Source organism: Methanomassiliicoccales archaeon (assembly GCA_029907465.1).
GTDB lineage: Archaea > Thermoplasmatota > Thermoplasmata > Methanomassiliicoccales > JACIVX01 > JACIVX01.
This window is the reverse complement of the sequence record JARYLV010000026.1, coordinates 1-16,181: the sequence shown is the minus strand read 5'-3', so window position 1 is coordinate 16,181 and position 16,181 is coordinate 1. Positions and strand designations below refer to the sequence as shown.

The following is a 16,181-nucleotide window of genomic DNA, read 5'->3' as shown; positions in this document are numbered from 1 at the left end:
GACCTCTCGTCAGGTTCCGCCCTAGAAGAACTTTGTTCGGTGCCGCGATAGATAATAGATGTTTTGCATCGCTGTTCGCCGCTACCAAGGTAGCCCCTATGATACCTGCTTGATATAGCCGCCTTATTGTATTCGAACCACCACCGCCACAACCAATGATTGCAATTTTAATTCTCAAAGTCTCGACGATTCGCCTTAGCTCTTCGTCATCTGCAGTTGGTTGACGAATGGAAACTGGCTTATCATCTGTTGCTGTAGATCTTCCCTCATCCGTTTCCAGAACCCTATCCAAAATAGATTTCATCGTGCACCCATCCTATTGACTTTATCTAAATGCCAGTATTTAAATCCGTTTATGGCACCTTGTATAGGAACTTCAATATGTTCCGAAGTGTTTAGTCGTGCCTTAGATCAGCTACACTAGAATGCAGCGACGCAGTAGGTTGAATCAATTCAAAGACCGTTCCGCAGTACATGCAGATAGACTCTTCGGGTTCTAACTCGTGGCCGCATTCGGGGCATTTATTACCGAAGACCGTTCCACACTTATCACATGCATCTGCATTCTCGATGGTTGCTCCACAAAACGGGCAGATATCAAGTTCATATCTCTCGAAGAGCTCACCGCAATTCGAACACCTCTCGTCTTGCTCTCGAACATATGCTCCGCAAGAAGGGCAGAGGAATATCTCCCCTTCGTGTACAAAAATCGCACCACATTTGCAGGAGTCGCTGGTTAAAGGATTGTGAGCACCACAAATTGGACACCTGAACGAATCGACCAACTGGCTATCAGTCTTGTTACCCACATAAAACAATGCTCGTCCTTCATTCGAAATAAGCTTCCATTTTGGATTATTATCCGAAAATATTTCTTCACAATAGGGGCAGAACCCAGTGCGCTGGATACAGACCAAATGAAATATCTTCCCACAAGCACAGACCGCATAGTCTAGTCCATCTTTTATCATCCCGAGGCAAATCTGACATACGAGAGACTTATTCTTGGAGCCCCGGATCTGTACTTTTGGTCGAGTTGACTTCGGTGCTTGCCTTAACGTGGCATAGAAATCGTGTAATGATCCTTTTATTTTCGATGTGAGACCTATTGGCTCGAAGATTCTTAATTTGACCATGTAGAAAAGGATTAGCAATGCTGGAGCAACCGCCACGATGACAAGAAGGACCGAGATAGTCACAAAAACGAAGACTATCTATTCAAATTAAATCTGTTCTTCCATGATTATATCTACTGATTATCAGTTTTGAAAACCGCATCTCAAAGGTTTGTGTGATTGTTCTCAGTCGCAGTCCAATCTCATCTTATCATTGGCGAGATATAGCGATCGGCCCGTAATCCGGAGATTATACCCATTCTCTAAATTTTATTACAGGTTTGATGATATCCACCTAAAATATCTGCTTCGACAATAATCGATATATGTTAGAAAAAGTCAAAAGTACCGGTATTACGAAAATTAAGATTAATACGATAATACAAAGTTACTTCCAAAATTTTTTTCGGATGTCAAAACACTCTTTCGAACGGAGAAGGATCTCATTCAACGATTGTCGTAAAATATATTAACCATCGTTGATTTCGGTCTTTCGAAGCACTCGAGGTGAAATGCCATAATGTTAAAATACACTAAGCCTTTACTCTACAAACCCGAGAGATTGAGAACACATCAGAGAAGAGATCGGTCGCAAGAATCGTGTCTGCTTTTTGAAGCAGGAGGAGACCTCGGGGGCGAATGATGTGAACTTGCAAACAGGTGCCAAAGTGGGCGTGTTCATCTGCAAGTGCGGTGCAAATATCAATAGCGTTGTTGACTGTGAAAACGTCAAGAGTTATGCGTCTCAATTGCCTGGAGTGACTCTTTCTATCTGCAACGATTACCTCTGCTCTCCAGATGGTCTAATGCAGATGAGAGAGGAAATTAGAAAATCGAATATCACATCCGTGGTTGTCGCAGCTTGTACGCCGAGAATATGTGAGAAGATTTTTCGAGATAATATTGAGAAAGCTGGATTAAACAGAAACATGTTGCATGTTGCAAATATTCGAGAACAATGTTCATGGGTTCATGCAAACGAGCCATTCAAAGCGACGGAAAAAGCAAAGAATCTCGTTAAGATGGGCGTGAGCCGAGCGAAAACACTGGTACCCGCAGAGGGCGTCGACGTTGAGTTGAAACAAGAGGTGCTCGTCATCGGGGGAGGAGTTGCTGGTGTTGAAGCGGCATACAAACTTGCGGAACTGGGTTTTAAGGTGCATCTCGTCGAGAAGAAACCGATGCTCGGGGGAAACATGGCGACCATGTTTACCTGCCTGCTGTGGTGTCACGAGGCGCCAGGAAAACCTCAGTCGCTCAACTTTAGATTTGGAACTTTTCCAGCGTGCGATTGTTCGGGCTGCACGATCATGCCGAAGTTGAATGATGTCATTACACATCCAAATATCAATATCCTTTTGCTATCCGAGGTTAAAGAGATCATAGGACATGTTGGAAACTTCAAAGTCAAAGTCCTGAAAAAACCACGGTTTGTGGATGAAAAAAAGTGCGTGGGATGTGGCAATTGTGCTGTCGTTTGCCCAGTTGTCAAGAAGAACGAATATGATTACGGACTTTCAGAAAGAAAAGCGATTTTTATGCCTTACCAGCAGGCAATTCCAAGGAAATACGTGATCGATAAGGAGGCATGCCTTCGTTTAAATGGTCAGGAATGTTCAGCATGCGTCGAAGCTTGCGAGTTTGAAGCACCGAATTTTGAAGATCGAGAGCAAGAAATCAATCTCGAGGTAGGTGCTATCATCGTCGCGACTGGCTTCGAACCATATAAACCACGGATTCATGGGTATCTCGGATATCATGAATACGATAATGTCATAACAATCATGGAACTCGAGCGGATGCTCGATAAAGCAGGTCCAACGGGTGGAATCGTTATCAGGCCATCTGATGGGAAGATACCGAAGAAAATCGCATTCATCCAATGTGTTGGGTCGAGGAACAGGAAGATCAACGCAGGGTATTGTTCTAAAGTCTGCTGCATGTATACGATGAAAAATGCCCAGGCGATCAAAGAAGTTCACCCGGACACTGACATCACAGTGTATTACATCGATATAAGGGCCGTGGGAAAGGGTGTGGAAGAGTTTTTCCACAGAACAAGAGAAGATTATGGGGTTGAGTATACACGTGGCAGGCCTGCCAGAATCATCGAAGACAAGGAAACGAAGAATCTCATTGTAAGAGCTGAAGAAACCCTCCTCAACAAAATTACAGAAAGGATGTATGACCTCGTCGTCCTCTCCGTATCGTTGGTCCCGTCCGAGGGTACCCAGGAGCTTGCATCAATGCTCCGATTGAGAACAAGCCCAGATGGATTCATACAAGAGGCGCATACAAGGATGAAGCCGGTGGAGACATCAATGGAGGGCATTTTTGTCTGCGGTTGCGCACAGGGGCCAAAGGATGTTCCGGAGTCGATGGCTCAAGCAAGAGCAGCGGCGCTTGAAGTGGCCGTACTTCTCTCGAAAAAAGTTGCAAAAGCGGAATCGCTGAACGCATTTATAGAAACAGATAAATGCATAGGATGCGGGCTCTGCGTCGATATATGTCCTTATGGCGCCCCAACTCCTGTTTTGACAGAAAGCGGAGTGAAAATGAAGATAACAGAAGCCCTGTGCAAAGGATGCGGAACTTGCGTCGTCTCGTGCCCTGCAAAGGCGATCCATGCTCGACAATTCACTGATGATCAGATCTTTAGCGAAATAAAAGCGGCATTGGAGGCAGAGTGATATGGCTATGGGTCGGGCAAGAAAAGAATTCATTACCAGTGAAAGAGAAAGACTGCTGGAGGAAGTACCAATTGTCGACGAGGAATGCAACCGCGACTTCATTAAGGCCATTATTGAGATGGGCGGTGGCGATGTACAGGTTTGCCTTCAGTGTGGAAACTGCACAGGTGTCTGCCCCGTTTCGTTGAAAACAGAAAATAAGATTAGGAATATTATAAAAATGTGCCAGATGGGATTAAAGGAGAAGGTTTTATCAACTCCATGGGTTTGCGCAACATGTCATCGCTGTTATGAACACTGCCCCGCTGGCATGAACCCAGCGGAGTTGATTGTTGCCCTAAGGCATATCGTTGTCCGAGAACTCGGCCCACCGCCATTCGTCGTTTCCATATCAAATAATGTGGCAAATCTTGGCCAGGCGGTCGAAATATCAGATGAGATTTTGAATTTGAGGAAAAAGATTGGATTGAACGAGAAACCATTTGACGAACGATACCGGTCTAAAGCGATCATGGACCTCAAAACGATTATGAAAGCAACTGGTTACGACAAGCTCATTGGCATCGATCTGGGTGATTGATACGAAGGATGCAAGAACGGTTGCTAAATATGGATTGTTCTACGGGTGCCTCATACCAAACAGGTATCCTGGCATTGAGCGATCGATCAAGATTATCCTCGAAAAGCTAGGGTGCAGCCAACTTTTCAGCGAGATGCCGCAAGCGACGTGCTGCCCTGTTCCTGGCATCTTCTACTCGTCTGACAAAGAGACGTGGCTCGCCATAGCTGCAAGGAACCTATGCATCGCGCAGGACCGAAAACAAGAACTTGTCACTTTCTGCAACGGCTGTTTTTCATCCTTTTTAATGGCCACCGAGCAGTTGTCCGATCCGAAAAAACTCGGAGTGATCAATAGAATTCTCAAGAATGTGCTCATGAAGTATACGGGGATTCCGAGAGTGACACCCGAAGGCCGCAGGGTCCTGGACCCCATCAAGGTTAGGCACTTCATTGATGTTTTATACAATGATATTGGGCTTGAATCAATAAGGTCTGCCGTCGTGAACCCCCTTAAAGGATTGAAGGTCGCTGTTCATTATGGGTGTCACTACCTCCGTCCAACGGAAAGAGAGTGTATCGAAGACCCTGTTAATCCGATAATGGTCGATGAGATCGTCGAATCGCTAGGCGCTGAATCGGTCAATTACGAAAACAAACTTGACTGTTGCGGGGCAGGGGGCGGTGTCAGATCGTATGTTGTTGATCTAGCAACTGCAATTTCAAAAGATAAGTTAATGAATATCAGTGAAGTTGGCGCAGACCTTATTGTAACGCCCTGCCCATATTGTCTCCTCCAGCTCGATACGGTGCAGGGACGACTTGAGTTGACGCATATACCTGTTTTCCACGTCGCTCAACTTATCGCACTCGCCATGGGGGCCGAGCCACAATACCTTGGTCTTGAAGCACATGAGGTTCAGGCCGATAAGATTATTTCAAAATATGGGGGGACAAAATGACAGAGCAATACGAACCGCGCATCATCGCTTTCTGCTGTAACTGGTGTTCATACGCGGCCGCGGACCTCGCAGGTACGTCTAGACTGCAGTATCCACCTAATGTTAGAATCATCAAAGTTATGTGCACTGGAAGGATCGACCCGGTTTTCGTATTGCAAGCATTCAGACATGGCGCAGATGGAGTACTTGTCGCAGGCTGTCATCCCAGAGGATGTTTTTACGTGACTGGAAACGAGAAAGCTGCCTATAGAATGGAATTCCTCCAAGATATCATGCCAATGATAGGACTTGACCCGAAACGTTTGAGACTTGAATGGATCGCGGGATCAGAGCCAGACAAATTCGCGAAGATATGCAGGGAAATGGTTGAAGAATTGAGGAAAATTGGCCCGACGCCGCTTAAGGGAGGGATTTTCTGATGCCAGAGGAAATAGTTGGAGCGGCACTCGTCATCGGTGGTGGCATAGGTGGTGTGCAGGCCGCCCTCGATCTCGCTGATTCAGGATTTAAGGTCTACCTGGTGGATTCAAGCCCGAGCATTGGTGGAACAATGGCCCAGCTCGACAAGACTTTTCCGACGAACGATTGTTCGATGTGCATTATGGCTCCAAAGCTTGTCTCAGCTGGTAGGCATCGTAATATCGAAATCATCAGCAATGCCGAAATCACAAAAGTTGAGGGGCGAGCAGGCCACTTCAAAGTGACCGTGACTAAACATTACCCATACATCGACCCTCAGAAATGTACAGGGTGTGGGATCTGCGCAGAGCACTGTCCGATCGAAGGACCAAATTGGTTCGACGAAAACCTGGCTCCCAGGAAAGCGATCTATGTCCCCTTCCCTCAGGCTGTTCCCCTTGTCTACACTATCGAAAAGGGCATGTGTATCGGATGTGGCGAATGTCAGAAGGTCTGTAGCGCGCAGGCGATTGAGTTTAAACCATATGACGAGGAGTCGAGGGTGATCGACGTCGGCGCAATCGTCTTGAGCATGGGCTTTGATAAGTTCAAGGCCTTCAAGAAGAGAGAATACGGTTACGGGATTTTTCCTAATGTGATCACGAATTCAGAATTTGAGCGTATGCTCAGTGCCTCGGGCCCAACTGGAGGCCATATCATCCGACCATCTGATGGAGATATTCCAAAAAGAATTGCCTTTATTCAATGCGTTGGGTCGCGCGATGCACAACTCGGCCACGGATATTGCTCATCGATCTGCTGTATGGCGGCACTGAAAGAGGCGATCATTGCACAAGAGCACGAGCCAGATATCCGATGCCATATTTTCTTCATGGACGTGAGGGCCTTCGGCAAAGAGTTCGAAGAGTACAGAATAAGGGCTGAGGAGGAATACGGCATCAAGATATCGAGAAACACGCGAGTTGCCGGAATTGAGGAAGACCACGCTACCGGGAACCTTATTATCAGGTACTATAGGGAAACGGAAGACCTGAAAGATGAGCTTGTCGAGGAGACTTTCGACCTCGTTGTCTTGTCGGTTGGGATGATACCGTCCGATGATGCGCATCGTCTTTGCAAGAAACTCGGAATTAAGCTCAATGAATTCGGTTATTGCTGGACATCGGACTTTTCTCCACTCGAGACAAATGTCCCGGGAATTTTTGTCTGCGGCACATTTTCTTCACCAAAAGATATCCCTGACACTGTCGCACAAGGGAGTGGGGTCGCCGCAAAGGTTGGTTCACTATTAAGCACCGCACGAGGAACACTGGTCAGCGTGGGAGAGTATCCAGAAGAAATTGATGTTACCGGCCAGGAGCCAAGGATCGGTGTCTTTGTTTGCCACTGCGGTATCAACATCGGTGGAATTATAGACGTCCCGGCAGTGACGGCATATGCAAGAACGCTTCCAGGGGTCGTTTATGCTGAGGACAACCTCTATACGTGTTCATCAGATACGCAGGAGCGAATCAAAGAGAAGATCAAGGAGTACAAACTCAACCGTGTTGTTGTCGCATCTTGCACACCGAGAACACATGAACCGCTCTTCCGTAACACACTAAGGGAGGCGGGGCTTAATCCCTACCTCTTTGAAATGGCGAACATCCGAGACCAGTGTTCATGGGTTCATATGAAGGAAAAAGAAAAAGCGACGAAAAAGGCGAAAGATTTGGTAAGAATGTCGGTTATGAGGGCGGCGCTTTTAAGTCCGCTTCCCACTCAAAAAGTCCCAGTCAAGAAAGCTGCGCTCGTGATCGGAGGTGGGCTCGCCGGAATGACCGCAGCTCTCGAGATCGCGGCACAGGGCTACCCCGTTCACATAGTAGAGAAGGAAAAAGAATTGGGGGGCAATCTCAGACGGATCAGATATTTGATTACGGGTTCAGATCCGAGAGAGATATTGAACGAGATTATTAAGAAAGTGAGTGAGAATCCTCTCATCAAAACTCATCTCGCAACGACAGTGGAAGACATTTCTGGGTATGTCGGCAATTTTACCACGACACTTTCTAGTGGCGAGAAGATTGAACATGGCGTCATTATTGTTGCAACGGGAGGTGTCGAATACCGTCCGGAAGAATATCTTTATGGCGTATCGTCTCGCGTAGTGACGCAGACTCAATTTGGCAAGATGCTCGAGGAAGACAATCTTAGTGCAAAAACGGTGGCAATTATTCAATGCGTCGGCTCAAGAAATCGCGAATTTCCGAATTGTAGCAGGATTTGCTGTTTTACATCGATCGCAAACGCAATCGAACTCAAACGGAGGCATCCCGAAACGACCGTTTACATCCTATACAAGGATATCCGAACTTATGGGTTCAAAGAAGCCTACTACACAGAAGCCGCACGCCTCGGCGTTGTTTTCCTTCGATACGGGGAGGACGATCCACCAGTTTTGAAAGAGACAAACGGGCAATTGGAATTGACCGTCAAGGATCAATTCCTGATGGAAGACTTCGTCATCCATCCTGATCTGGTTGTGCTGAACGCTGCAGTGAGGCCAAATCCCGATAACGAGCGTCTCGCCAAGATGCTCAAGGTGCCGTTGACCAAGGACGGCTACTTCTTAGAAGCCCATATGAAACTGCGACCCGTAGATTTCGCAACAGAGGGTGTTTTCCTCGCTGGCCTCGCCCACTGGCCTAAACTCATTGAGGAAAGCATCTCACAGGCGTGCGGGGCTGCTGCAAGAGCCATAACAGTTCTTTCGAAAGATGAACTTGAAGCTGAAGCAGTGGTCTCCTGCGTCGATGAGGCGAAATGCCGCGGATGCGGTCGATGTGAAGAGGTTTGCGAGTTCTCAGCTGCCACGGTCAGGGAAGTTGCACCGGGCGTTTTAAAAGCCTATATCAACCCCGCACTCTGCAAAGGCTGTGGCGCATGTGCTGTCGCTTGCTGCACTGGCGCGATCACGACAAAGCACTTCACTGACGAGCAGATTTTGACGATGGTAGAAGCCGCGTTGAGGGAGGGGGTTGTGTGAACAGTTTCGAACCACAGATCATCGCATTCTGCTGCAACTGGTGTTCGTATGCAGGCGCAGACCTCGCAGGCGTCAGTCGATATCAATACCCGCCCAATGCAAAGATCATCAGGGTTATGTGTTCTGGGAGGGTAGAACCGCAATTCATCCTTAGGGCGTTTGAACTCGGCGCGGACGGAGTTCTCGTTGCTGGTTGCCATATCGGGGATTGCCACTATATTTCTGGTAATGAGAAGTGCCAAGAAAAAGTCAAAATTACAAGCGAACTGCTGGAGCTCCTGGGAATCGACAGGAAAAGACTGAGGCTCGAATGGATTTCGGCTTCGGAAGGCGCGAAATTCGCTGAGACGATGCGTTCATTTACAGAAGAGTTGAGACAACTCGGTCCAAGTCCTTTTAAAGAGGTGAAGTGATGGGTGAACTGGATGAACTGATCGAGGAGACAGGAGCACATGACTGTGTTGAATGCGGCAAATGCACGTCTGTCTGTCCAGTCGCCCGCATCAATCCAAAGTTTGCTCCACGCCTGATTGTACTGAGAGCGCTCGAAGGTGTTTCAGACAGCTTGAGCAGGGATAGAGACATATGGTCCTGCATCACATGTGAAATGTGCAACGATATGTGTCCCTACGAGGTGAACTATTCAGGGTTCATACTGGGACTGAGAACAAGAGCGATGAAGGCAGGAAACTTGCCTGATTGTTCTCAATCTGGTGCGGTGCACACCTACCAGAGGCTCATGGCAAGAGGGAACAGACAGAACAGACTGAAATGGGTTACCCCTGAGATGAAAATCAAGGAAAAGGGTGACGTTTTCTATTTCACAGGTTGCGCTGTTCATCTGGGAACACTGTTCTCCGACAAGGCGGGCGAGTTAAGGAATACGCCAGGTAGCTATGTCAGGATGCTCAATGCCGCAGGGATCGAGCCGGTTGTAAGCAACGACGAGGTCTGTTGTGGCCACGATTTACTCTGGGCAGGTGATGAGGATACGATGCTCAAGTTAATGGATAAAAATGTCGAAGTGATCCGCAACTCTGGTGCCAAAACAGTCGTTTTCTCATGTCCTGAATGCCTGAGAACCTTTGAAATCGACTACCAGGACTTTCTTGGTGATTTTGACTTTGAACTCGTTCACGTGTCTGAGTATTTACTTGACCTCATTGACAACGGAAAACTGAATTTCGACCCGAAAGGAGAAAAAGTTACCTACCAAGATTCATGCAGATTAGGAAGACATCTCGGTATCTATGACCCGCCACGGGAGCTCATCAGTGCACTAGGAATGGAGCTCATCGAAATGCAAAATAATAGGGAGAAGGCAGGTTGTTGCGGCGTCAATGCATTTGCGAATTGCGGGGAAGTCTCGCAAAAACTGCAATTAGATCGACTTCTCGAGGCGGCGGCAACGGGAGCAGATACGATGCTCACCTTCTGCCCCAAATGCGTGATTCATTTCAATTGCTTGCTAAAAAGTCCAAAACTTCCGGTTCCTCATGAAAAGGTGAAAATACTCGTGAGGGAATTCGGGAACGTCCTCGCCGAGCAGCTGCAGAGAGGAGGTGACCGATGATGGCCGACAGCAATCCGCCCCAGCCAGAGAACAGGTACTTGATGATCGAACTCTCGTGCGCCGAAAGAAAATGCAACCCATGCACCTATCCTAATTGTCAGCGCTTTGTCCGCGAAAAAGGAAAGGGAAAGGTTATATCGAGTCGAGTTTTTGAATCAGTACCGGCACCCGAACCAGATAAAATGAGACAAAGGTATGTTCTACTCGAGTTATCATGTGCAGAGCGCAAGTGTCAACCCTGCACATACCCAAATTGCCAGAGATTTGAAAGGGAAGTCGTTAAGAAAAAATCGTTCAAGATGAGGGTGGTCGAATTGTCAGGGGATAATGGACTTAAGGATCTGTTGGTCGATAGAAGAAAAGACCTGCTGAGTGGGGCTCAAAATGATGTCTCTGGCGGGGGTTAGGGACAGCATGACCGCTGGTGTTAGGTTTAGGGAGTCGCTCGAACTGTGCGGATATTCATCGTCAAATTTCGATTTCTTTGGAAAAGACCACCGTAAAGGTCTTAATTCAAACTTGTGTGAGAAAATAAGAGAGAACGGAGGGAATTGATTTGGAAAGGGCTGTATTGGTGATCGGTGGAGGTGTCGCCGGCATACAAGCGTCTCTGGATCTGGCGGACAAAGGTGTGATCGTACATCTTGTCGAGAAAGAGCCCAGCATAGGGGGGCGAATGGCTCAGCTCGACAAGACTTTCCCAACGAACGACTGTTCCATATGCATTCTTGCGCCAAAGATGGCTGACTGCTACGGACACCCAAACATTAATGTTTTGACTTATTCCGAAGTCGTCGGTCTGGAGGGTAGCAAGGGCCATTTCAGGGTTAAGGTGCTGAAGAAGGCACGTTATGTTGATGAAGATAAGTGCACCGGTTGTGGTGAGTGTTTTCAGAAGTGCCCCACTAAGGACATTCCGAACGAGTTCGAAATGGGTCTCACAACACGAAGGGCGATCTACATGCCGTTTCTGCAGGCTGTTCCGAGGGTTGCAACAATCGACAGAAACCACTGCAAGTACCTAACTGAAGGCAAATGCGGTGTATGTAAGAAGGTCTGCAAAAGGGATGCAATCGATTACGACATGAAAGATCAACTTATTGAACTGGAAGTAGGCGCAATCATCGTCGCAACCGGCTTCGACGTCTGGGATCCAAAGATCGCGTCTGAATATGGCTACGGGAGATTCCCGAATGTTTTCACTGCGATGGAATATGAGAGGATGATCAATGCCGCTGGTCCCACTGGAGGCCATATCAAAAGGCGGTCGGATGGGAAAGGGCCTAAGAAAATCGCGTTCATCCAATGCGTTGGTTCCAGAAATGTGCAGTTGAACCACCCATACTGCTGCGCTGTCTGTTGCATGCACTCAACCAAGGAGGCGATGCTGGCAAAGGAACACGATGAGGAGATCAAAGCAACAATTTTCTATAAAGATATGAGGTCATGTGCAAAGGGCTTCTACGAGTACGTGGTGAGGGCAAAGACGGATTATGGTGTTGAATACATCAATTCCGACGGCACAGTGCAGGAAGAAACGGAGAATCACGATCCCATTGTTTCTTATGATGTCGCTGGGCGACCTGAGCGCAGGGCATTCGATATGGTTGTCTTAGCGACGACACTCGTTCCGAGGCCGGGGACTGCCGAACTCGCGAAAGTCTTGGGACTAACCCTTGATGAATTCGGATTTATTAAATCGAAAGATCGAATACTAGCACCTGTCGAGACGAATGTGCCAGGTATTTTTATTGCTGGATACTGCGCTGGACCAGCCGATATTCCGGAATCGGTTGCGCAGGGATCGGCCGCAGCGGCAAAGGCCGCTGAAGTGCTTCTCGAGTCGAGGGTGTTCGCATGAATGAAGAACCTGTGAGAATCGGTGTGTTTATATGTCATTGTGGAACGAACATCGGCGGCTTTGTGGACGTTCCCGCCGTCGTCGAATATGCAAAAACACTTCCTGGTGTAGTCTTCGCGACAAACAATTTGTATACTTGCGCTGAAGACGGTCTAGCATCGATCAGGGACGCGATAAAAGAACACAGACTCAACCGTGTCGTCGTTGCGTCTTGCACACCGAGGACGCATGCGCCTCTTTTCCAGGGTGTGTGCGAGGAAGCTGGTCTAAACAAATACCTCTTCACGTTCGTAAACCTCAGAGAGCATTGTTCATGGGTCCATATGAAAGAAAAGGAGAAAGCGACACAAAAAGCGAAAGACCTGGTGAGAGCGGGGGTCGCAAGAGTCAGGCTTCTGCAACCTCAGGAAGAGGCAAAGATCGAAGTCGAACCGAAGGCGCTTGTCATCGGAGGGGGCGTCTCAGGCATGGTTGCCGCACTCTCTATCGCACAGCAGGGTTTCCCTGTGTACCTGGTGGAAAAGGAGAGTGAATTTGGAGGTTTCGTGCGAAACTTGAATAACCTATACCTTGGCGGCAAGGATGCGATGGAGACGATAAAACCACTCATCGACAAGGTAATGGCGAATGCCAACATCATTAAATGTCTCAATTCAAGGCTTGTATCAGTCGAAGGGTTCATCGGTAATTACAACATCGTGATCGATGCAAATGGGAAGGAGATAAAGGACAAGGTTGGCGTCATCATCGTCGCAACGGGCGCAATCGAGTACATACCAGAAGGACTGTATGGATATGATCTCTATGAAAACGTCGTGACCCTAACGGAGTTTGAAATTCTTTGCAAGAAAAAAGCTCTACCGAAAATCAACAGTATAGCATTCATCCAGTGTGTCGGTTCGAGGGGTCAAGACAAGTCATACTGTTCAAGAATCTGTTGCAATGTCGCAATCAAGAACGCTCTCAACGTCGTTGAGAATTATCAGAATATGCTCGGTCTTGAGACGGGTGAAATTGTTGAAAAAGTACCTGTTGACATGAAAGCGCCAGATGAGATCCTTGAAAGGAGAAGGAGGAGAAGAGGACGGAGGGAGCGTGGAGAGGAAGAGGAGGAGGCACCCACACCAACCGCAGGTAAAATCGAAGTTACGATATTTAACAGAGATATCATGGCATACGGTGTCGAACACGAACTCAACTATAACAGGAGCAGGGAAAAACATGTGAGATTTGTGAGATACACGCCAGAAAACAAGCCGAAGGTTTACAAGGAAGGGGACAAACTCGTCATTGATTACTGGCATGATACATTAAAGATGCAAAGAAAGATGGCCGTCGACATGATTGTTCTATCAACACCTCTTGTAAATAACCCTGATGCAAAGGAACTCTCAAAGATGCTAAAAGTGCCACTAGGACAAGATGGATTCTTCCTGGAGGCACATGTTAAGCTCCGCCCAGTTGATTTTGCAACAGATGGTATCTTCGTTTGTGGCACAGCGAAAGGACCTGCAGACATAACTGAATGCGTGTTCCAAGCGCAAGCCGCTGCCTCACGAGCCACAATACCACTCGCGAGGGGATTTGTCCAGACGGAAGCCCTAACGGCAAAAGTCAATCCGACGGTGTGTACCGGCTGTGGTACATGTATCGAAGTGTGTCCATACAAGGCCATTCAGAAGAACAAGGATGGGATTGCGGAAGTAATCGTGGCCGCTTGCAAGGGATGTGGATGTTGCGGTGCAACATGCCCTGAGGGCGCAATCGACCTCTCACACTACACAGACATGCAGCTGATTGCAGAAGCAAAAGCTGCACTTCAGGAGGTGATCGAATGAACGACTTCGAGCCGAAGATCTTGGGATTCCTTTGCAATTGGTGTTCGTATGCAGGCGCAGACCTCGCAGGCGTCAGTCGATATCAATACCCGCCTAATATCCGAATCGTCAGGGTCATGTGCAGCACGAGGGTTAGTCCACACATCATTCTTGAGGTTTTCAAGGCTGGAGCCGATGGGGTCATGGTCGGCGGATGTCATATCGGAGATTGTCACTATATCACCGGGAATTATTACACAGAAAGAAGAGTAAAACTCACAAAGGAACTTCTCGCACTTGCGGGCATTGAGCCTGAGCGTTTGAGACTCGAATGGGTTTCCGCCTCTGAGGGCGAGAAATTTGCCAATGTTGTTACAGATTTTGTCAGGCAGATAAAAGAGATAGGTCCGTCACCTGTCAAAAACAATGAGGAACTGATGACGAGGCTATCCGCAGCGATCCAAGCATCAAAAATCTTTAGGGTCAAGCTGCTCTCAGGGAAGGAACTCAAGCTGACCACTGAGGGTAATGTCTACGGAGAGAGAATCGATCAAGAAAAGATGGATGCATTACTCAAGTCTGCTGCGCAGGCAGAATTCAAAAGAAGCCTTATTCTGGAGTTGACAAAGCGCAAACCACTATCCGTAAAAGAACTTGCGGAGGCAATTGGGGAGACGCCAGACACGACACTTGATCACGTCGTTGTTCTGAGATCTCAGAATCTTATAGCGTTGAGCGGAATCGAAGGATCCTCGCCCAAATACAGGGCGATTCTTGTTGGAGGTGAGTAAATGGCAACACCCGTAGGAGCCGTGATGGTCGTCGGGGGTGGAATTTCAGGTGTTCAAGCTGCACTCGATCTCGCCGACTCAGGGTTCAAAGTATATCTTGTCGAGAAGAAGCCAAGCATCGGTGGAACAATGGCCCAGCTCGACAAGACTTTTCCGACGAACGATTGTTCGATGTGCATTCTCGCTCCCAAACTCGTCGCGGCAGGCCGGCACCACAACATCGAACTCATCTGCAATGCGGATGTTGAGATGATCGATGGGGTGCCAGGTGATTTCAGAGTCACTCTGAAGAAAAGAACTTTAAGAGTTGATGAAACGAAATGCACTGGGTGCGGCGTGTGTGCTCAGAAATGCCCCGTTGAAACCTACGATGAATACAACGAGAAAATGAAAAAAAGGAAAGCGATATATGTTATGTACCCCCAGGCGGTGCCACTCGTCTACAGCATCGACAAGAATGTATGTATCGGGTGCGGTGTTTGCGCCGAGGAGTGCAGAGCAAAAGCCGTAGTTTATGACAAATCGGATGAGGCTTTGGAAATCTCGGTCGGGTCGATCATTCTCTCACCAGGCTTTGAAGAATTCGACGCCACGTTAAAGAAGGAATACGGATACGGGGTTTACAAAAACGTTGTGACGAGCATCGAATTTGAGCGTATGCTGAGTGCTTCTGGTCCGTACATGGGTACAGTTATGAGACCCTCTGATGGCGAAGTTCCGAGGAAGATTGCTTTTGTCCAATGCGTAGGATCGAGGGACGAAAAAGTCGGCCGAACCTACTGCTCCTCAGTCTGCTGCATGTACGCGATTAAGGAAGCAATCATTGCTGGTGAGCACTCTGAAAACCTTGAATCTCACATCTTTTTCATGGATATCAGAGCTGTCGGGAAGGAATTCGAGAATTACAGGGAGAGGGCAGAGAATGAGTACGGCATCAAGATTCATCGCGCAGCCAGGGTTGCATCAATTGAGGAAGACCCCGCCACGAAGAATCTTATTGTCAGATACAGCGAGAATGGAAATACAATTAGTGAGGAATTTGACCTCGTTGTTCTCTCTGTTGGACTAACACCATGCGCTGATGCCGAGAAACTGAGCAGACGACTCAACTTCAAGCTCAACAAACATGGATTCTGCGAAACCGACACTTACAACCCGCTTTCCACATCAAGACCCGGAATTTTCGTCAGCGGATCCTTCGTCTCACCGAAGGACATTCCAACGACAGTCGCCGAGGCGTCGGGCGCTGCGGCAAAGGCGGCATCGCTCATCAGTAGCGCAAGAAATACACTCGTGACCGTCAAAGAGTATCCGCCAGAGATTGACGTCACCGGCCAGGAGCCTAGGATCGGTGTCTTTGTTTGCC

General features: G+C 47.9%; 13 protein-coding genes and 1 pseudogene. 12 read left to right on the top strand and 2 right to left on the bottom strand.

Going from position 1 to position 16,181, the window contains the following annotated elements; genetic code table 11:
- Positions 1–304 (bottom strand): cell division protein FtsZ (locus QHH00_07860; GenBank protein MDH7509293.1); only part of this gene is annotated, 304 nt, incomplete at its 3' end.
- A 91-nt stretch (positions 305–395) separates the two neighbouring features.
- On the bottom strand, positions 396–1,199 hold the full coding sequence (locus QHH00_07855) for a zinc-ribbon domain-containing protein (protein ID MDH7509292.1): 804 nt from the start codon (positions 1,197–1,199) through the stop codon (positions 396–398).
- Between the two features lie 560 nt (positions 1,200–1,759).
- Here QHH00_07855 and QHH00_07850 point away from each other — a divergent pair.
- The 12 genes and pseudogenes from QHH00_07850 to QHH00_07795 all read left to right on the top strand — a co-directional run.
- Positions 1,760–3,805 (top strand): CoB--CoM heterodisulfide reductase iron-sulfur subunit A family protein, encoded by a 2,046-nt coding sequence (locus QHH00_07850; protein ID MDH7509291.1) that lies wholly within the window; start codon positions 1,760–1,762, stop codon positions 3,803–3,805.
- A gap of 1 nt (position 3,806) precedes the next feature.
- Positions 3,807–4,385, top strand: coding sequence for a 4Fe-4S dicluster domain-containing protein (locus QHH00_07845; GenBank protein ID MDH7509290.1), 579 nt, complete (start codon positions 3,807–3,809; stop codon positions 4,383–4,385).
- Positions 4,363–5,325 carry a heterodisulfide reductase-related iron-sulfur binding cluster gene (locus QHH00_07840; protein ID MDH7509289.1) on the top strand — a complete coding sequence of 321 codons (963 nt, stop codon included), beginning with the start codon at positions 4,363–4,365 and terminating at the stop codon, positions 5,323–5,325. The genes QHH00_07845 and QHH00_07840 overlap by 23 nt, the downstream gene beginning before the upstream one ends.
- Positions 5,322–5,744: a hydrogenase iron-sulfur subunit gene (locus tag QHH00_07835; protein ID MDH7509288.1), complete on the top strand. Its 423-nt coding sequence runs from the start codon at positions 5,322–5,324 to the stop codon at positions 5,742–5,744. The genes QHH00_07840 and QHH00_07835 overlap by 4 nt, the downstream gene beginning before the upstream one ends.
- Positions 5,744–8,773, top strand: coding sequence for a CoB--CoM heterodisulfide reductase iron-sulfur subunit A family protein (locus QHH00_07830; GenBank protein MDH7509287.1), 3,030 nt, complete (start codon positions 5,744–5,746; stop codon positions 8,771–8,773). The genes QHH00_07835 and QHH00_07830 overlap by 1 nt, the downstream gene beginning before the upstream one ends.
- Positions 8,770–9,186 (top strand): hydrogenase iron-sulfur subunit, encoded by a 417-nt coding sequence (locus tag QHH00_07825; protein MDH7509286.1) that lies wholly within the window; start codon positions 8,770–8,772, stop codon positions 9,184–9,186. The genes QHH00_07830 and QHH00_07825 overlap by 4 nt, the downstream gene beginning before the upstream one ends.
- A complete protein-coding gene (locus tag QHH00_07820) occupies positions 9,186–10,346 on the top strand; it encodes a (Fe-S)-binding protein (GenBank protein ID MDH7509285.1) in 1,161 nt (386 codons plus the stop codon). Before QHH00_07825 ends, QHH00_07820 begins: the two co-directional genes overlap by 1 nt.
- Positions 10,343–10,753 carry a hypothetical protein gene (locus tag QHH00_07815; GenBank protein MDH7509284.1) on the top strand — a complete coding sequence of 137 codons (411 nt, stop codon included), beginning with the start codon at positions 10,343–10,345 and terminating at the stop codon, positions 10,751–10,753. The genes QHH00_07820 and QHH00_07815 overlap by 4 nt, the downstream gene beginning before the upstream one ends.
- A gap of 149 nt (positions 10,754–10,902) precedes the next feature.
- Positions 10,903–12,207, top strand: coding sequence for a CoB--CoM heterodisulfide reductase iron-sulfur subunit A family protein (locus QHH00_07810; GenBank protein ID MDH7509283.1), 1,305 nt, complete (start codon positions 10,903–10,905; stop codon positions 12,205–12,207).
- Complete coding sequence (locus QHH00_07805) at positions 12,204–14,045, top strand: CoB--CoM heterodisulfide reductase iron-sulfur subunit A family protein (protein ID MDH7509282.1); 1,842 nt, start codon at positions 12,204–12,206, stop codon at positions 14,043–14,045. Before QHH00_07810 ends, QHH00_07805 begins: the two co-directional genes overlap by 4 nt.
- Positions 14,042–14,446, top strand: a pseudogene (locus QHH00_07800) (hydrogenase iron-sulfur subunit). The gene QHH00_07805 and the pseudogene QHH00_07800 overlap by 4 nt, the downstream one beginning before the upstream one ends.
- Positions 14,447–14,815: 369 nt before the next feature.
- Positions 14,816–16,181 (top strand): CoB--CoM heterodisulfide reductase iron-sulfur subunit A family protein (locus QHH00_07795; GenBank protein ID MDH7509281.1); only part of this gene is annotated, 1,366 nt, incomplete at its 3' end.